Source organism: Rhizorhabdus sp. P4_G6 (assembly GCF_056401045.1).
Genome location: NZ_JBFUKC010000001.1, coordinates 376,649 through 394,917 on the forward strand (window position 1 = coordinate 376,649; position 18,269 = coordinate 394,917).

The window sequence follows — 18,269 nt, forward strand, 5'->3', positions numbered from 1 at the left end:
ATCGATCTCTTATCCGTTCGGATATTCGAACACAATTCGAAAAAACTTTACCGATCATGCTTGTGATGCTACCCCATGTGAAAATCAGCGAGTCTCAGGAGAAGGATTTGTCGATGGCCACCAGCGATTCCCGGACCATTAAGTCTGCGCACCGCGTGCTCGAAATTCTCGAATATTTCGATCAGGACAGGCGCTACGCCACGGTCATGGATATGTCCCGCACGCTCTCCTACCCGCAGTCGAGCACCTCGGAGCTGCTGCGCTGCCTGACCCGGCTGGGCTATCTTCATTACAACCGCTTCCGCCGCACCTACAGCCCGACGGCGCGCGTCGCGCTGTTGGGCGCCTGGGTGAAGCCGTCGCTGTTCCGCGGCGGGCCGGTACTGTCGGCGGTCGATCGCGTGGCCGAACTGATCGGCGAGACGGTGATCCTGTCCACCGCGGCCAACTATGTGGTCCAGCATCTCCATGTCGTCCACGGCCCCGCGGAGAACGCCGTCGAGGCGCATGTCAGCGACACGCTGTCGTTGCTGCACAGCCCACAGGGCAAGCTGCTGCTGTCGAGCTATAAGGACGACCATATCCGCGCGGCGCTCCACCGCCTCAACGCCGAGGAAGTCGATACGTCGCGCTACGTGCGGCTCGTCGACATAATGGAAGAGATCGCCGCCCTGCGCGAAAGAGGCTGGATCATCACCGAAGAGGCGGACGGCTCCGGGTGCATCGCGGCGCTGCTGCCCGCGCGGCGCGGCGCCGACCGGCTCGTCATCAGCGTCCTTGCGCCACGCGAGGTGATCGAACAGCGCTCAGGCGAGATCATCGCCGCGTTGCTTGATCATCGCGAGGAGATCGATGCCGCCGAGCGCGTCGATCCGGTCAACGACATTGCCGAGAGCAACCTCGCCCGCCTGAACGACAATGTGAAGATCATGAGCTATCGCCGCTACTTCGCCTGACCCGCTCGCGCGGCAATGACCGAACCGGCCAATATCGCCATATTGGCCGGTGAGGCCGGCGCCATCCGGCTAGAACGGCTGCCTGCGCCCCGCCAGCCGGAACCCGGCGAGATCCTCGTCCGCATGGCGCTGGCGCCGATCAACGCGGCGGACATCCTCGCTATCGACGGCAGCTATGCCTTCTCCATCGACGCGAATGCGCCGCTGGGAGCGGAGGGCGTCGGCGTCGTGGAGCAGCTGGGATCTGGTGTCTCCGATCTGCACCGGGGCGACATGGTCCTCCCGCTGGATCGGGGAAACTGGGCACGCTATCGGACCTTGGCGCGCAGCCGGGTCATCGCCGTTCCCCCGGGAATCGAGCCGCTCCAGGCTGCGGTGATGCGGATAAACCCGGCAACGGCCTGGCTGCTGCTGGAGGCAAGCGGCGTCGCGCGGGACGGCTGCCTGGTTCAGAACGCCTGCTCGTCGACCGTCGCGCATTGGGTCCGGGTGCTGGCGGCCAGCCGTGGCATCACCGTGATCGATGTCGCGCGCCCGGGTTCGAAAGCCGCGGAAACCGGTGCCATATCCGACGACGAACGGCTCGAAGCAGCGGTGCGGGCCGCACATGGCGATCGGCCGCTCGGTGCGGCGCTCGACTGCGTCGCCGGCGATGCGACCGGCCGCCTTGCCGCCTGTGTCGACCCGCTCGGCATCGTGCTCACCTTCGGCCACCTGTCGGGAGAACCGGCCCGCATCCGATCGCAATTGCTGACCGGCCGCGAACTGACGGTGCGGGGATTCAGCCTGCGGCCGGCCGAAGCGCGGATGACCCCGGCGGCGCACGCCGCGATGTTCGCCGAGCTCTGGGCACTGGCGCAGAGCGGAAGCGTGGGCCCACCGGCGCGCGCCGTCATCCCGCTCGCGGAGGCCGATCGCGCGGTCGCGCTGGCCCGCACGCCGGGCCGCGGCCGGGTGCTGCTCGACGTCGAGGCAATATCGGGCATGTGAACGCTGCGGCCATCGCGTTGACAGTCGGGCGCAAACCCTGATGGGGATGGCTTCGACGAACGGGAAAATCACGATGAATCTTGACTTCACGGCCGAGGAGATCGCGTTTCGCGATGCGCTGCGAACCTTCTTTCGGGAGACGCTGCCCGAGGATCTTCGCCGCAAGATGATCAATCGGGAACATCTCGGCAAGGATGATACGGTCCGCTGGCAGCGCCTGCTCAACGCCCGGGGATGGGCGGTGCCGCATTGGCCGCCGCAATATGGCGGTCAGGCCTGGACGCCCGCCGAGCGCTACATCTTCCAGGAGGAAATGGCACTGGCGCACGCGCCCGAAGGATCGCCGTTCAACGTCAACATGATCGGCCCGGTGCTGTGCCGGTTCGGCACCGAGGAACAGAAGGCGCGCTTCCTGCCCGCTACCGCCAATCTCGACATCTGGTGGTGCCAGGGCTTTTCCGAACCGGGCGCCGGATCGGATCTCGCCAGTCTGAAGACCAGCGCGGTCCGCGACGGCGACGATTTTGTGCTCAACGGCCAGAAGATCTGGACGACCCAGGCGCAGCATGCCGACTGGATGTTCGGCCTGTTCCGTACCGACAACAGCGGCAGGAAGCAGGAAGGCATAACCTTCCTGCTGCTCGACATGCGCACGCCGGGCATCACCATTCGGCCGATCGAAACGATCGACGGCGGACATGACGCCAATGAGGTGTTCTTCGACGATGTCCGCGTTCCGGTCGCCAATGTGGTCGGCGAGGAGGGCAAGGGCTGGACCGTGGCCAAGCATCTGCTGGGTAGCGAGCGCAGCGGCATCGCGCGCATCGGATTGTCCAAGGAACGCCTGTCGCAGCTCCGCAGCCTGGAGCGGCGCCTTGCTGAGGACGGAACGCTTACGGCGCCGGAGCAGGCGCGGCTGGCCTATCGGCTCGCCGACGTCGAGGTCGAACTGCGCGCGCTGGAGCTGACCCAGCTCAGGGTCGTCTCCGCCGATGCCCATGGCGGCGGCGCCAATGCCGCGGCCTCGATCCTCAAGGTGAAGGGCACCGAGATACAGCAGCGCATGACCGAGCTCGTGCTCGAACTGGCGGGACCGGCCGGCCTCGCGACCGCCGGCCATGGCGGCCAGGAAGATCCGGACGATGACTGGATCGCGGCGGCTGCGCCCTTCTACTTCACGATGCGCAAGGTCTCGATCTTCGGCGGATCGAACGAGGTGCAGAAGAATATCATCGCCAAGTCGATGCTGGGATTGTGACCGACGATGGATTTTGAACTCACCGACGAGCAGAAGATGCTCAACGACAGCGTTACCCGTTTCGTCGCGGACACCTATGCCTTCGACAAGCGCGAACATGCGCTGCGCAGCCGCGACGGCTGGAGCCGCGCGGCCTATGCCGGCCTGGCCGAGATGGGGCTGCTGGCCTTGCCCTTCGCGGAAGAGGACGGCGGCTTCGGCGGCGGCGGCGTGGAAATGATGCTGATCATGGAAGCGATGGGCCGCGGCCTGATGGTGGAACCCTATTTCGCGACCGTGGTGCTCGCCGGCGGGGTGCTCCGGCACGCCGCCTCGGCGGAGCAACGCGCCGCGATCGTACCCGGCCTGATCCTGGGCGAACGCATCCTGGCGCTCGCGCATGACGAGCCCGGCATGCCGCGCCACACGCTCGAGATGCGCGCCAGCGCGCGTCCGTCCACAGATGGCTGGGTGCTGGACGGCGACAAGGTCGCGGTGATCCATGGCCAGAGCGCCGACACGCTGATCGTCAGCGCGATGACAGCGCAGGGCCCGGCCTTGTTCCTGGTCGACGCGAAGGCCTCAGGCGTCACGATCGAACCGGCGCGGGGCTATGACGGCATTGCCGTTGCCGCGGTGCGGCTGTCGGGCGCAGCTGTCGGCGGCGATGCACTGATCGGCCAGGTCGGCGGCGGGGCGACGATCCTCGACGCGGTGTTCGACGAGGCGCGGGCCGCGCTGGTCGCCGAAGCGGTCGGCGCAATGGCCGGTACGCTCGACGTCACCGTCGACTATCTCAAGACCCGCCAGCAGTTCGGCGTCCCGATCGGCAGCTTCCAGGCCCTGCAACACCGCGCGGTCGACATGCTGATGCAGGTTGAACTGTCGCGCAGCATGGCGGTGCTGGCGGCGCTGTCGCTCGACGGCGATCCGGCCCAGCGGCGTCGCAACGTCGCCGCCGCGAAGGCGCAGATCGGCAAGTCCGGCCGGATCGTCGGGCAGGAGGCCGTGCAGATGCACGGCGCGATCGGCATCACGGCCGAATATAAGGTGGGCCACGCGTTCAAGCGGCTGACCGCGATCGACGCGCTGCTGGGCGACCGCGACCATCATCTGGCGCGGCTTGTCGAACTGGGCGGCGTCTATCCGGCCGTCGCCTGACGGCTGACGCAGCCCGCCGCGCCAACAAGCGCGGGCGTCAGCCTTCGGAGGCCTTGCGCAGCATCACGGCGTGGTCGCCATCGCGAACGACCACCAGCCGCATCCCGGGCTTGGTCGTATCCGCAAATTCCGCGAACGGCTCACGACGACCGGGATAGCGCACACGGATGAACGTATTCTCGTCCACGGTCAGCGTGATCTCGCCGCGTTGACCGGCGTCGACCGTGATGCTGTTCGGCGTGACCGCCCGCACCGTTGCGGCGATGGCGCTGGGATTGGTCGCCGACTGGACGCGGGAATCGAACGAGATGCGGAGCCGGTCCGAATGGTTCGGCATGCCGCAGTGCGGCGTATAGGGATGCACGATCAGCACGTCGCCGGGCAGATAGTCGGTCGTGGCCCAGGCCTCGTCGGGAATGGCATCGCGCGGGATCGGATAGGGCGCCGGCTTGGCGACATTATGGAAATAGCCGCGCTTGTTCTGCCCTACCGCCAGCGCCAGCCCGCCCATGGCGCGCGTGCAGGGCGTCAGGGAGATCCACACCGGCTTATAATCCTGGATACCGGGGCTGTAGAAACCGTCCTGATGGACGGTCGTGATCGGACCGTTGGGCGGATAGGTGCGATACTGGACGATCGGAACGGCGCAGGCGGGCTCGCCCAACACCTTCTCCATCACCGCGAGATTGGCGGGATGCTCGATCAGCCGCGCCGCGATCCCGGCATAGATGTCGCTTTCTTCCATCCCGCCGTCGAAGGAGCCGCCGGTCCATTTGCCCTCCGGATCGCCCGGGCTGGTCAGGCCGAGCCTAGCCGCGACTGCGAGCATCGCATCGCGCGCCTCGGCCACCGATCCCGGGTCGAGCACGCCGCGCAGCAGGAGATAACCGTTATCGTCGTAGAAACGCTCGAGCGCGGCATGTTCGTCGAGCAGGTGATTGCAACTTTCGAGTTCGCGATCGGGCTTAACATCGAGGACCTTGAGATCCTCGGCATCGGGCCGGCTAAGGGCGGCGACAGTCATCATCCTCTCCGTTCTCATGCAAGAGTCGCGCTTGTGCGCGTCAGCACCGACAAGATACCTTCCGGCGCCGAAAGTAAGGGATGTTTTCGAGCAATGGCCGGATGTAAATAGTCAGCGCGTGCCGTCTTCGCCGGATGACAGCAGCGCCAGCATCTGCATCAGTAGCGTATCCTGGCGCCGGGCGATGTCTTCAACGCTGCGGCCTGCCGCAGCGGCCGCCATCTGCCGCACCAGTTCGGCCTGAAGCCGGGGGTCCCCCAGCGGCGGATCGGCCATGGTTTTCCAGCGCTGGACGATGCCGGGCGTGAATTTGGGCAGGAATTCCGCCAGGCCGCCCGCGCCGCCCGATGTATGAAAGGTCGCGAACTGGCCCTGGATCGCCCATTTGAGCGCCGGGCCGAAACGGATCGCCTTGTCGATATCCTCGACGCTGGCATAGCCCTCGGCCACCAGCCGCACCGCCTCGCGAAACATTGCGCTGGTCAGCCGATTGCCGATATGGCCGAAGATCTCGCGGTTGAGGCGCACCGGCTCCTTGCCCAGAGCAGCGTAGAAGTCGAGCGCCAGGTCGATGGCGAGCGAATCAGTCGCCTCGCCCCCCCCGACCTCGACGAGCGGGATCAGGTGGACCGGATTGAACGGATGACCGAGCACGAAGCGAGAGGCGGTGCCGAGCCCCGCCTGCAGTTCGCTGATCGGCAGGCTCGACGTGCTGCTGCCGATCAGCACGTCGGCCGGGACCAGCCGGTCGAGATCCGCAAACAGCGCCTGTTTGATCTCTGACCGTTCGGGCGTGCTTTCCTGGATGAAATCGGCACCGTCCACGGCCTCATCGAGCCGATCGTGCAGCGTGAGTCGGCCGGACCAATCGTCACCGTCGCGGGCAAGTCCGAGTGCCGTCATCTGCGGCCAGGCTTGCTCGACATGATGGCGCACCCGCGCGGCCGCGGCGGTGGCAGGGTCGTACAGCCGCACCGCCCGGCCCGCGCCAAGGAAGGCGGCGGCCCAGCCGCTGCCGATCACGCCGGCGCCGATTGCGGCGACGGTGGCGATGCCGTCCTTGGCGCGGTACGCCGTCATCACGCTCAGTAGCCCTTGAACTCGGGCTTCTCCTTGTTGGCGAAGGCGGTGGTCGCCGCCTTGTAGTCGTTGGTCACCATTGTCATCGATTCATAAGCGATCGACAGTTCGAGGACAGCATTGACCTGCGCCTTGACCTGCTTGTTGACCGACGCCTTGGACCAGCGGACCGCCCACATCGGCTGCGCGGCGATCTCGCGTGCGATCTTGATCGATTCTTCCAGCACCTGCTCCCGCGGGAAGGCGTAGTTGACGAGGCCGATCTCTTCCGCCTTCTTGCCGTTCAGGATCTTGCCGCGCATCAGATATTCCTTGGCCTTCTGCGGGCCGACCAGCAGCGGCCACATCACCGCGCCGCCATCGCCCGCGACGAGGCCGACACGGACATGGGTGTCGCCCAGCTTGGCATCGTCGGCGACAATGCTCATGTCGCAAAACAGCAGCAGCGAGGTACCGAGGCCCAGCGCATCGCCATTGACCGCCGCGATGATCGGCTGCGGGCAGAGGAGGAAATGTTCCCAAAGGCGCAGGGTATTCTGCGGCACCCGCAGCGCATATTTCAGTCCGAACTCGGTCTGAGCGCGCTCCGACATGAGCTTCACGTCGCCGCCCGCGCTGAAGGCGCGTCCTGCGCCGGTCAGCACGACCACCTTGATCCGCTCGTCCCGGGCGATCCTCAGCCAGATGTCCTCGAGCTGCCAATGATTGTGAGGGCCGACGGCGTTGAGCTTGTCGGGATCGTTCATGGTGACGACGGTAACGCCATCCTCGCCGATCTCGACCTTGAAGAATTCCAGGTCGCTATAATCGGCCGGGCGGGAAAACTCGTTGTCGCTCATATATATATACTCCTAGATTCGCGATGCGCCGGTCACCCGGCGAATATTTCAGGCGGCGGCGCCGCTCTTTTGCCAGTCGGCAAAGCTCTGTCCCCTGTCAGCGAGCCCCACCAGCAGCGCCGCCGGCTCGAGCGACGGATCGCCAGGCGTATCCGCGGCGAAGGTGCGCAGCCGGGCGACGATATGCGACAGGCCGATCTCGTCGGCGTAAAACATCGGCCCGCCCAGGTGTCGCGGCCAGCCATAGCCGTTGATCCACACCAGATCGACATCCGACGGGCGCAGCGCGATGCCCTCCGCGATGATCCGCGCGCCTTCGTTGATGAGCGGAAAGAGCAGCCTTTCGACGATCTCCTGCTCCGGGATCTCGCGCCGGACGATGCCCAGCTTCTCGGAGGTCGCGACGATCAGCGCCTCGGTCTCGGAGTTGGCGCGCGGGGTGCGGTCGCCGGCTTCGTAGAGATAATAGCCCGCACCCGTCTTCTGGCCCAGCCGCCCGCTCTCGACGATGGCGTCGGCGATCGGGAAAGGTGTGCCGCGCCGCTTGCGGATCGAATAGCCGACATCGAGACCGGACATGTCGTTGGTCGTTAGCGGCCCCATCGGGAACCCCATATTGGTGAGCGCCGCGTCCACCTGCTTCGGGAAAGCGCCCTGCTGGAGCAGCCGTTCGGCCTGGGCAGACCGCTTCGCCACCATGCGATTGCCGATGAAGCCGTCGCAGTTGCCGGCGAGGATCGAGACCTTGCCGATCTTCTTGCCGACCGCCATCGCGGTGAGGATCGCGTCCGCGCTGCTGTCCTTCGCCTTCACGACCTCGAGCAGCTTCATGACGTTGGCCGGCGAGAAGAAGTGCATGCCGACGAAATCCTGCGGCCGCTCGAGCACCGACGCGATCTCATCGACATCGAGCGCCGAGGTATTCGAGGCGAGCACCGTCCCAGGTTTCACCCGCCGCTCGAGATCGGCGAAGATCTCCTTCTTCACCGCCATGTCCTCGAACACCGCCTCGATGATGAGGTCGGCGTCGGCGGCCGCGCCACGATCGGTGGCCGGGGTGATGCGGCGCAGGCGTTCGTCCATCTGCGCCTGGGTTATCGACCCGCGCTTCACCGACGTCGCGTAATTGGCGCGAACCCGGTCCATGCCGCGGTCGAGCGCCTCCTGCGTCGTATCGATGAGGGCGACCGGGATGCCCGCGCCGGCGAAGCACATCGCGATGCCGCCCCCCATCGTCCCCGCCCCGATGATCGCCGCGCCAACGACTTCGCGGGCGCGGGCACTCTCGGGCAGCGCGGGAATCTTGGCCGCCTCGCGCTCGGCGAAGAACAGATGGCGCAGCGCGCGCGACTGGCTGCCGGCCATGAGTTCACGATTGGCAGTGCCGTCGATCGCCATCGCCGCGTCGAAATCCATCGTGAAGGAGCGGCGGATCGACGCGACGCAGGCGAGCGGCGCGGCCTGGCCTTTGGCGCGCGCGGTCAGTTTCGCGGCGAGCGCGTCGAAGGCGGCCGGATCGGCACGGGTCGGCGCGATCCTGTCCTCCCGGTCGCTGACCGGGACGACCATGAGCTTCTCGTCGATCACGCGCCGCGCGAAGGCCGCGCCGATGGTCGCGGGGTCTCCCTCCTCGACGGCGTCGAGGATGCCGAGCGCCAGCGCTTCGGCCGCCGCGACGGGCTTGCCCGACAGCACGAACTCCAGCGCTTTTTCCGCGCCGATGATGCGCGGCAGGCGCTGGGTGCCGCCGCCGCCGGGAAAGAGGCCGAGATTGATTTCCGGGAGGCCTACCTTGGCGGCCGGATTGGCGACGCGAAAGGGGCAGCCCAGCGCCGTTTCGAGGCCGCCGCCCAGCGCCGTGCCATGGATCGCGGCGATCACAGGCTTGGACGAGCGTTCGAGCTTGGCGATCATGTCCTGCAGCGCGGGGGAAAGGCGCGGCTTGTTGAACTCGGTGATGTCCGCGCCCGCGAAGAAGGTGCGTCCGTCGCAGTGGAGGACGATCGCCTTGACCGCGGGATCGGCGTTCAGCCTATCGACCGCCTCGACGATCCCCGCGCGCACGAGCTGCCCCAGCGCATTGACTGGCGGATTGTTGCTGCAGATGAAGCCGATATCGCCTTCGACACGCGTTGTGATCTTCTCGTTAATCTGAGTCATGACCGCTCGGTCGAGCCCCCGCTACTGCTGTTTCAGCCTTGCACAAGCGATTCTGGGCCCGAACTGTCAAGCAAAGCGCAGGGCGTGCCCGGAGGCATCGCGGATGTGAACCCTTGAGGACCCGGCTTCGCATCGCGTCCTTCGCGATTTAGGCGGATGGAGCGATGATGCGCGTGGCTGCGCGCTACAAGGGAAGCTTCTTGATGCAGTTCGATCTGACCGAAGAACAAGCCATGTTTCGGGATTCCGTGGCCGCTTTCGCCCAGCGGCATCTCGCCTCCGGCGCGGTCGAACGGGCGCATGGCGACGACTATCCCTGGGAGATCGCCCGGCTGATGTCCGAACAGGGGCTGATCGGCATCACCATCCCCGAGGACAAGGGCGGTCTTGGCGGTTCGCTGATGGATGCCGTCATCGCCATCGAGACGGTGGCGTCGATCTGCCCGCGCTCGGCAGACGTCGTGCAGGCCGGCAATTTCGGTGCGATCCGTACCTTCGCCCAGTTCGCCAGCGACGCGCAGAAGGAGCAGTATCTGGCGCCGCTGCTGAAGGGCGACGGACTGATCTCGGTCGCGATGACCGAACCCAATGCCGGCTCGGCCGTCACCGAGCTGACGACCGCCGCGGTCCCCGACGGCGACGGCTTCCGCGTGACCGGGCAAAAGATCTTCACCACGCACGGCACCCACGCCACCGTTTTTCTGGTCTATGTCCGCTATGGCCCCGGCACCGGCAATATCGGGTCGGTGCTGATCGAGCGCGGGCAGGAAGGGTTCAGCTTCGGCAAGCCGGTCCGCTTCCTGTCGGGCGAGGAGTGGAATCCGCTGTTCTTCGACAATGTCTTCGTCCCCCGGGAGAAGGTCCTGCTCGGACCGGGCGGGTTCAAGCAGCAGATGTCCGGCTTCAACGTCGAGCGGATCGGCAATACCGCGCGCAGCCTGGCGCTGGGCCGCTATGCCTTCAACGCGGCGGTCGAACATGCCAAGACGCGCAAGCAGTTCGGCCGCGCCCTGTGCGAGTTCCAGGGGCTGCAGTGGAAGTTCGCGGAAATGAAGCTCAAACTCGATGCCGCGCAATTGCTGCTCTATCGGGCCGCGACCAACGCCGACAAGGGCCTGCCCTCGCCCGACGAGACCGCCATAGCCAAGGTCGCCTGCAACCGGGCAGGCTTCGACTGCGCCAATGAGGCGATGCAGGTCATGGGAGGCGCGGGCTACAGCCAGGACAGCCTCGTCGAATATTGCCTGCGTAGGACGCGCGGGTGGATGATCGCCGGCGGCGCCATCGAGATCTTGCTAAATCGCATTGCCGAGGGCGTGTTCGACATGCGGTTTCCTCAAGGGCCGGCAAAGTCCTGAAGGCATGACGGGGAGAGGATGAAGAGATGAACGAGATCAGCAAGCTGTCCACGAACGCGGTACGCCAGGACTATGTGCCGGCCGATGGCTATATCTCGCCCGAATTCGTCCGGCTGGAGAAGGACAGGCTGTGGCCGCGCATCTGGCAGATGGCCTGCCGCGAGGAGGAGATCCCCAATCCGGGCGATTTCTACACCTATGACATCGCCGACGAGTCGATTACCGTGGTGCGCGGCACCGACGGCGTGGTGGTGGCCTACCATAATGTCTGCCCGCATCGCGGGCGGCGCCTGACCGCCGGCTGCGGCCGCATGGGCAAGTTCCACTGCAAATATCATGGCTGGCAATGGAGCCTCGACGGCAAGCCCGCCGAGGTGGTCGATCGCCATGACTGGGGCCCGCTGCTCCAGGACAGCGAGATAACGCTGCACCCGGTGAAGGTGGGCAGCTGGGGCGGCTGGCTGTTCATCAACATGGATCCCGACAGCGAGAGCCTCGAGGCCCATCTCGGCGAGGCCAAGACCCTGCTGGATCCGTTCGAGATCGACAGGATGCGCTATGTCTGGCGCAAGCGCATCGTGATGCCATGCAACTGGAAGACCGCGCAGGAGGCCTTCATGGAAGGCTATCATGTCCAGACCACGCATCGCCAGCTGCTGCCCTATCAGGAGGATTACACTTTCTCGCGCGCCTTCGGCCGGCACGCGATGTTCGGCTATGCGCCGACGGCCTTGTTCGGCCTGCCCAGCCCTCGGATCAGCGACCAGAGCGGCGACGTCCGCAAGGGCCTGGCCGAGTTCAACAAGGAGATCTGGGACACGTTGAAGGCGACGACGACCGAGGAAATGCTGGCGGCCGGACGGCGGCTGATGGAGCTGCCGGAGACGGCGACCCCGTTCGAGGTCTATGTCGCCTTCGCCCGCTTCCACCGCGAGGAATCGGAGAAGGCGGGCCGGCCCTGGCCGGCGATCACCCCAGAGCAGCAGATGGCCGCGGGCACCGACTGGAACATCTTTCCCAATCTCGTCTTCCTGCAGCAGCCGACCAACGTGCTGTTCTACCGATCGCGACCGAATGGCGACGATCCGGACAGCTGCGTCTTCGAGATCAGCGTGCTCGAGCGCTTCGCGCCGGGGGCCGAGCCGAAGAATGTCGAGGTCGAGATCGCCGAGGATTGGCGCGCCGTCGACTGGGGCCTTATCCTCGCGCAGGATTTCCAGAATATGGAAGCGGTGCAGAAGGGCATGAAATCGCGCGCCTTCAAAGGCGCGCGGCCCAGCCCGGTCCAGGAAATCGAGATCAGCAATTTCCACGCGACCCTGCTCGACTATCTGCACGAGGGCCGGTGATGCCGGAAGGCGCTAGCGACGAGACGGTCGATTTCATCATATGCGGTTCGGGTGGAGGCTCGATGGCCGCCGCCCTCTATCTCAAGTCGATCGGCAAGACGCCGCTGATCCTGGAAAAGACCGACAAGCTCGGCGGGTCCACCGCGATGTCGGGCGGAGTCCTGTGGGTTCCGAACAACCACCTCCTCGCGCGCGACGGCGTGGAGGACAGCCATGAGGCGGGCCGCACCTATATGGATGCGACGGTCGGCAACGATGCCGGCCCGGCGGCGTCGCCCGAGCGCAAGGAAGCCTATCTCCGCAACGGTCCACCCCTGCTCCGATGGCTCGAGGAACAGGGGATGAAATGGCTGCGGACCGAAGGCTGGGCCGATTATTATGACGATCGGCCCGGTGGCTGTACGCGCAGCCGCTCGGTCGGCGCCCAGATGCTCGACGCGCGCGACATGGGGCCGCTGTTCGACAAGCTGCGCCTCGGCCCGATGCTCATGCCTCTGCCCACCGACAAGGCGGGCATTATCGGCCTCGCCACGCGCACGCCGCGCGGTATGCTCGAAGGCATGAAGCTGCTGTTCCGGATGTGGCTGGTGAAGAAGCGCGGCAAGCCGCTGCTCAGCTTCGGCGGCGCGCTGCAGGGCCGCATGCTGATGCTCGCCGACAAGGCCGGCATCGACATGCGCACCGGCCATGGCGTCGTCGAACTGATCGAGGAGAATGGCCGGATCACCGGCGTCATCGCCGAACATGACGGCGAGCAGATCCGCATCCGCGCGCGAGACGGCGTGCTCATCAACGCCGGCGGCTTTTCCCACAATGCCGAGATGCGCCGGAAATACGGCCCGCAGCCGAGTTCGGTGGAATGGACCAACGCCAATCCCGGCGACACCGGCGAGATGATCCAGATCGCCGAGCGGCATGGCGCGGCGCTCGACCTGATGGACCAGGCCTGGTGGGTGCCCGGCACGTTGGTGCCCGAAGGCGGACCGGCCAACATGCACAACACCGACATCTCGAAGCCGCATTGCATCATCGTCAACCGCCATGGCCGGCGGATCCTGAACGAGAGCGGCTCCTATATGGAGAATGGCCAGCGGCTCTATCGGAACGACGTGCCGGCCTATGTCATCCTCGATAGCCGTCACCGCAAACGCTATGCCTGGGGCTATTATCCACCGGGCAAGACGCCGCAGTCATGGTTCGACAGCGGCATGGTCAAGACTGCGGATTCGATCGAGGAGCTGGCCCGCAAGGCGGGGATCGACCCGGGCGGACTCGAGGCTGAAGTCGAGAAGTTCAATCGTTATTGCGAGACCGGCAAGGATCTGGACTTCAATCGCGGCGGCCGCGGCTATGACAACTGGTTCGGCGACCCCACGGTGAAGCCCAACCCGAACCTCGGCAAGATCGACAAGCCCCCCTTCTACGTCATGGAAATGGTTCCCGGTGATGTCGGCACCAGCGGCGGGATACTGACCGACGAGCATGCCCGGGTGCTGCGCCCGGACGGCTCGGTGATCCAGGGCCTCTACGCCACTGGGAATTCGACGGCATCGGTGATGGGCCGCTGCTATCCGGCGGCGGGTGCCAGCATCGCCGCGTCGTTCGTATTCGCCTGGATCGCGGCGCATCACGCCACCGGGCGCAACGATTGAGCGTCGCGCCGCCGGCCTGCGCGGGCTCAGCGCCGCGGCGGCGTCTGCCGCGCCTGCGCCGCCTCGCGCCACTGCGTCGCGGTCATGCCGGTGTGCTGGCGGAACATCGTCCGGAACAGGCGGCTGTCGGAAAAGCCGACCAGCTCCGCGATTCGGTCGATCGACCGATTCGACCGTTCGAGCATCTTGATGGCCGCCTGCAGGCGCAGTTGCTGGACATAGGCCTTGGGGGTGGCGCCAAGCGCCTTGCGGAAACGCCGTACCAGCGTGGGCTGGCTGGTCGACAGCGCCTCGGCCAGCTCCTGCATGCCGATCGGGCCGGTAAAGCGCTGCTCGAGCCAGATCTGGGCGCGGGCGACGAGTTGGTCGCCCGCGAGCACTTCCTCGTCCTCGCGGGCGAGCCCCATGACCGAGGTCAGCCAGCGTCCGACATCGGGCGACAAGGTGCGCTCCATCACCCGCACGATCAGCGCCAGATCATTCGCCATGCCATTGGCGATCAACAGCGAGCCGTAATCGGCCAGGCCCAGCCGTTCCTCGGCGCTGTGCCGCGGGAACATCGCCCGCGCGACCGGCTGCAGCGCCCGCGCGACCGGCACCGCGATATCCTTGGTCAGCCCCGCCGCCATCAGCAGCAGCGCCGATGCGCCGCTCGCGCCGATGATGGCGCCCCGGTCGGCCTGGCGCTGCAGCCAGCGGAACAGCTCGGCGCTGCGCGCTATCCGCTCCTCCAGGCGCGCGACGCCCATGACCCGGAAGGCTGGAAGCCAGACGAAGGCATGTTCGTCGCTGCTGCTGATCGCGCCGTCGACCTCCAGGCGCCGGCCGTCGCTCATCCGGATCGGGCCGCCGTCCAGCGACACTATGCGCAGGCGGGTTTCCATGCGCATCGGGTCGGTACCGGCAAAGATCTGCTCGATCCGGTCGCGGGCGAGAATGAAGCTGTCGGTCAGCGCTCCGACACTGGCATGATAGGCGCCGTCGAGCGCGACGAGGGCGAAATCGGACATGACCCGTGCTGACAGAAAACAACCGGATCATGCAAGATAACATCCTGCCCGGGGCAAGCGCCGTCCCGGCTCGCGCCCTATACCCCATGCCATAACGCCACGCGGAGTATCACGATGCCCGAACCCTCCCGCTATCTCCGGCGCCTCGCCGGCAAGGTTGCGATCATCACCGGCGCCGGCGCTGCGGCCGATGAGATCGGGATCGGCCGCGCCATCGCCTTCATCATGGCGCGGGAAGGCGCGCGCGTGGCCTGCGCCGATCTCGACGGCGCGCGCGCCGAGGCCACGGCCGCCCGGATCCGGGCGGAGGGCGGCGAAGCGATCGCGGTGGCAGCCGACGTCAGCACCCCGGAGGACTGCCAGGCGCTGGTCGAGGCCGCAGGCCAGGCCTTTGGAAAGCTCGACATCCTGGTCAACAATGTCGGCATCTCGGCCCCGACCGACCTTGCGACGATCACCCTCGATCTCTGGAACCGGACGATCGCCACCAATCTGACCAGCGTGATGCTGATGTGCAAGTTCGCCGTGCCGCACATGGCGCGGGGCGGCGGCGGATCGATCGTCAACATCTCCTCCTTGGCGGGCATGCGGGCGATGGGCGCGCTTGCCTACGGTCCGTCCAAGGCGGCGATGGCGCAGCTGTCGCGCGAGATCGGGGTCCTCCACGGCCGGCAGGGTATTCGCGTCAACACCGTCGCGCCCGGCCATGTCATGACGCCGCATGCGATGAGCAAGCTGCCCGCCAGCATGCGCGAGGCGCGGCGCAAGGTCGGCCCGCTCGGCATAGAAGGAGACGCATGGGACATCGCCCAGGCGGTGCTGTTCATCGCCAGCGACGAGGCGCGCTTCATCAACGGTGTCCATCTTGCGGTCGACGGCGGGGTCGAGGGGATCGGCCCGCTGGTGGGCCACGCCTTCGTTTCCGAATCCTGATCGCGATGGAGACGTTGTGGAGGATGAGATCTTGACCGACCAGTGGCTCCCGCTCGTGCCGGACGACGTCACCCCGCAATGGCTGGGCAAGGCACTTGCCGCGCAATGGCCAGGGATAGAAGTCGAAAGCCTGGACGTGACCGACATCCTGTGGGGCACCGGAACCAAGATGATGGTAACGGCCCGTTACAACGCCGTCGGCCGCGCTGCCGGCCTGCCCGAACGTCTATGCGTCAAGGCCGGGCTTGCTGAACATCGCGAACTGGTCAAATTCTGCTACCAGACCGAGGCACGCTTCTTCGCGGAGATCGCACCGCATCTCTCGATCGGACTGCCACGCTGCGTCTTTGCCGCCGCCAACGCCGATCAGGGCGTGGTGATCATGGAGGACCTACGCCCGGCGGGTGCCCGCATCTGCCGTGTGCAGCAGACGTTGACCCGGCAGGAGGCGACGGCCTTCCTCGACGATCTGGCAGCGCTGCATGCGCGCTGGTGGAACAGCGACGCCCTCCACGACGATGGCGAACTCGGCTGGCTGATGCGCCATGACCCGCTGCCCGATGCGGCGTGGGGCGATTTCGGGCGGGGCCAGCTCGAACCCGAAACCTGGGCCCATTATATGGGCCTCCCCCGGGCGCTCGCTATCCCCGCCGTCTGCCGCGATCGCGACACTATAAAGGGTGCGCTTCAGCAGTTGCGCCGCTTCGCCCCCGCCGGACCGACCTGCGTGATCCATGGCGACGCCCATCTCGGCAACATGTATCTGTCCGCCGACGGACGGCCGGGCTTCCTCGACTGGCAGACGGCGCGGCGCGGTCATTGGGCGCAGGACGTAGCCTATTTCTATGTGTCGGCACTCGATCCGCTCGATCGCCGCGCATGGGAGCGGGATCTCATCGCCGGCTATCTCTCGGCGCTGTCGCGCCATGGCGCAGGTGAGGTACCTGACGACGCGACGGCGTGGACGGCGATCCGCGCGCACATCGTCTACGGCCTCTTCTACTGGATGGTGAATCCAGTAGAGTGGCAGGCAGAGGAAAACAACGCCGCCGTCGCGCCACGATTCGGGTGGGCAGCCGTCGACCTTCAGGCACCGCCGGTGGCGGCGCTGTAGCGCCTTTCCGCCACCTCTTCACGGATGCCGGCACGTCAGCCAGGCTTGACGAAGCGATTGGGGATGTCCCCGAAGATATAGGCGCGGTTGGCTTCGTCGTCGAACGCGTCGAGCGTCCAGCCGCCGGGATGGACGCTGGTGCGGATCGCCTCGGGCTCGGGGATCAGCGCGACCTCGTCCCCCTGGATATAGAAGTCGCGGCCGCTGACATGGCCGGCCGCGTCGGTGCAGAGCCAGACGACCAGGGCCGCGACATGCTCGGGCAGCGCGGTCATGCGCGGCTTCGCCATCGGCTTGTTCCAGAGCAGCGGGATGCCGAGCCGCGCCGATTCCGCGATCGTCTCGTTAATCTCCGGGGTGTGGGTAGCGGTCACGTGCGACACCGGCCGGATCATGTTGCAGCGTATCCCGAACTCGCCCAGGTCGCGGGCGATCGAACGGGTAAGCCCCAGCACGCCTTCCTTGGCGGCAGAGTAATTGCCCATCCCCCAATGGCCGAAACCGGACGGCGAGCCGGTGTTGACGATGACGCCGGAGCGCTGCGCGATCATATGCTGCGCGGCCGCCCGGCAGGTGTAGAAGCTCGCCGCCAGGCTGACATCGAGGCAGAGATGCCAGTCCTGATCGGTCATCCGGTCGATCCTGGCCGGGCGCACGATGCCGGCGTTGTTGACGAGGATATCGATCCGACCCCAGCTATCGACAGCCTTGCGCACCGATGCCTCGGCGCCTTCGCGGGTCGCCACGTTCGAGCTTTGCGCAACGGCTTCGCCGCCGGAAGCGCATATCTCACGGGCGACTGCCTCGGCGAGTGTCGCATCGCCGGCCTCGGTGCCATAGGGGCCGCCGCCGAGGTCGTTGACCACGACCTTCGCCCCCTGCGCGGCGAGCAGCTTCGCCTCGGCCCGGCCGATGTTGCGGCCCGCACCTGTGACGAGCGCCACCTTTCCTGCAAGTCTTCCGGTCATTCCGTCTCTCCCCGATAGCGGCAACAATCTAGACGGGGGGCGAGACGGGGCCAACGTCGCAGCCGACGCGATCATGCTGATGATAAGTTCCTGCCGCCGACGCGGCGTGATATCTTGCCTCCCGCTGCGAAGACTCAGCAGCGGAGACCGGTGACCGTCCTCTCCACCACTCGGCGGGAGCCTGCAAGGCCGGAAAGGAGCGATGCTTGACCAAGGATATCAGCGACGAGGAAAGCCGCCGGATCATGACGACGGCGGCGGATGTTCGGCCGGATGAGAATGTGCACCACGATCCGGCGCTCCGGCCTGCGCCGATTGCGCGCGGCCGGCCGGTCACCAGCGCGGAAAGCAAGGCCATCATGGCGCTTGCCGCCAATATGCGCCCGCTCGAGAATATCCATCGGGAGCGGGACGAGGACTGACGCCCTCCGGCCGCGC

The 18,269-nt window shown here is 66.4% G+C and carries 16 protein-coding genes; 10 read left to right on the forward strand and 6 right to left on the reverse strand.

Annotation, left to right across the window (positions count from 1 at the left end; translation table 11 throughout):
- Positions 1–113: 113 nt before the first annotated feature.
- From AC1DPF_RS01815 to AC1DPF_RS01830, 4 genes are all read left to right on the forward strand, one after another.
- Positions 114–956, forward strand: coding sequence for an IclR family transcriptional regulator (locus AC1DPF_RS01815; protein WP_477871734.1), 843 nt, complete (start codon positions 114–116; stop codon positions 954–956).
- A gap of 15 nt (positions 957–971) precedes the next feature.
- Positions 972–1,946, forward strand: a complete 975-nt coding sequence (locus AC1DPF_RS01820; RefSeq protein WP_477871732.1) for a zinc-dependent alcohol dehydrogenase family protein — start codon at positions 972–974, stop codon at positions 1,944–1,946.
- A gap of 73 nt (positions 1,947–2,019) precedes the next feature.
- Positions 2,020–3,204 carry an acyl-CoA dehydrogenase family protein gene (locus AC1DPF_RS01825; RefSeq protein ID WP_477959393.1) on the forward strand — a complete coding sequence of 395 codons (1,185 nt, stop codon included), beginning with the start codon at positions 2,020–2,022 and terminating at the stop codon, positions 3,202–3,204.
- A 6-nt stretch (positions 3,205–3,210) separates the two neighbouring features.
- Entirely contained in the window at positions 3,211–4,344 is a 1,134-nt protein-coding gene (locus tag AC1DPF_RS01830) for an acyl-CoA dehydrogenase family protein (RefSeq protein WP_477871728.1), read from the forward strand.
- A gap of 37 nt (positions 4,345–4,381) precedes the next feature.
- On the opposite strand, the gene AC1DPF_RS01835 is transcribed toward AC1DPF_RS01830, so the two are convergent.
- From AC1DPF_RS01835 to AC1DPF_RS01850, 4 genes are all read right to left on the reverse strand, one after another.
- Positions 4,382–5,386 (reverse strand): phytanoyl-CoA dioxygenase family protein, encoded by a 1,005-nt coding sequence (locus AC1DPF_RS01835; RefSeq protein ID WP_477959395.1) that lies wholly within the window; start codon positions 5,384–5,386, stop codon positions 4,382–4,384.
- Positions 5,387–5,479: 93 nt separating this feature from the next.
- Complete coding sequence (locus AC1DPF_RS01840; RefSeq protein WP_477871724.1) at positions 5,480–6,448, reverse strand: 3-hydroxyacyl-CoA dehydrogenase NAD-binding domain-containing protein; 969 nt, start codon at positions 6,446–6,448, stop codon at positions 5,480–5,482.
- Between the two features lie 5 nt (positions 6,449–6,453).
- Positions 6,454–7,287, reverse strand: a complete 834-nt coding sequence (locus tag AC1DPF_RS01845; protein ID WP_477871722.1) for an enoyl-CoA hydratase/isomerase family protein — start codon at positions 7,285–7,287, stop codon at positions 6,454–6,456.
- Between the two features lie 48 nt (positions 7,288–7,335).
- Positions 7,336–9,447, reverse strand: a complete 2,112-nt coding sequence (locus AC1DPF_RS01850) for a 3-hydroxyacyl-CoA dehydrogenase NAD-binding domain-containing protein (protein ID WP_477959397.1) — start codon at positions 9,445–9,447, stop codon at positions 7,336–7,338.
- Positions 9,448–9,611: 164 nt separating this feature from the next.
- Between AC1DPF_RS01850 and AC1DPF_RS01855 the strand changes: the two genes are divergently transcribed.
- Genes AC1DPF_RS01855 through AC1DPF_RS01865 form a run of 3 tightly spaced genes read left to right on the forward strand, consistent with a single transcriptional unit; the run spans position 9,612 to position 13,806 of the window.
- Entirely contained in the window at positions 9,612–10,805 is a 1,194-nt protein-coding gene (locus tag AC1DPF_RS01855) for an acyl-CoA dehydrogenase family protein (RefSeq protein ID WP_477871718.1), read from the forward strand.
- Between the two features lie 26 nt (positions 10,806–10,831).
- Entirely contained in the window at positions 10,832–12,154 is a 1,323-nt protein-coding gene (locus AC1DPF_RS01860) for an aromatic ring-hydroxylating oxygenase subunit alpha (RefSeq protein ID WP_477959399.1), read from the forward strand.
- Positions 12,154–13,806, forward strand: coding sequence for an FAD-binding protein (locus tag AC1DPF_RS01865; protein WP_477959401.1), 1,653 nt, complete (start codon positions 12,154–12,156; stop codon positions 13,804–13,806). Before AC1DPF_RS01860 ends, AC1DPF_RS01865 begins: the two co-directional genes overlap by 1 nt.
- Before the next feature lie 26 nt (positions 13,807–13,832).
- On the opposite strand, the gene AC1DPF_RS01870 is transcribed toward AC1DPF_RS01865, so the two are convergent.
- Complete coding sequence (locus AC1DPF_RS01870; protein ID WP_477871712.1) at positions 13,833–14,816, reverse strand: GlxA family transcriptional regulator; 984 nt, start codon at positions 14,814–14,816, stop codon at positions 13,833–13,835.
- 114 nt (positions 14,817–14,930) lie between these two features.
- On the opposite strand from AC1DPF_RS01870, the gene AC1DPF_RS01875 reads away from it, so the two are divergent.
- Both AC1DPF_RS01875 and AC1DPF_RS01880 read left to right on the forward strand, forming a co-directional pair.
- Positions 14,931–15,749 (forward strand): SDR family NAD(P)-dependent oxidoreductase, encoded by an 819-nt coding sequence (locus AC1DPF_RS01875; RefSeq protein WP_477959403.1) that lies wholly within the window; start codon positions 14,931–14,933, stop codon positions 15,747–15,749.
- 31 nt (positions 15,750–15,780) lie between these two features.
- The gene (locus AC1DPF_RS01880) at positions 15,781–16,863 is read left to right on the forward strand and encodes a phosphotransferase (RefSeq protein ID WP_477959405.1); all 1,083 of its coding nucleotides are present in this window, start codon (positions 15,781–15,783) and stop codon (positions 16,861–16,863) included.
- Positions 16,864–16,898: 35 nt separating this feature from the next.
- On the opposite strand, the gene AC1DPF_RS01885 is transcribed toward AC1DPF_RS01880, so the two are convergent.
- A complete protein-coding gene (locus AC1DPF_RS01885) occupies positions 16,899–17,831 on the reverse strand; it encodes an SDR family NAD(P)-dependent oxidoreductase (protein ID WP_477871706.1) in 933 nt (310 codons plus the stop codon).
- Positions 17,832–18,037: 206 nt separating this feature from the next.
- Here AC1DPF_RS01885 and AC1DPF_RS01890 point away from each other — a divergent pair, with 206 nt between their 5' ends.
- The gene (locus tag AC1DPF_RS01890; protein WP_477959407.1) at positions 18,038–18,253 is read left to right on the forward strand and encodes a hypothetical protein; all 216 of its coding nucleotides are present in this window, start codon (positions 18,038–18,040) and stop codon (positions 18,251–18,253) included.
- The last annotated feature ends 16 nt before the right edge of the window (positions 18,254–18,269 follow it).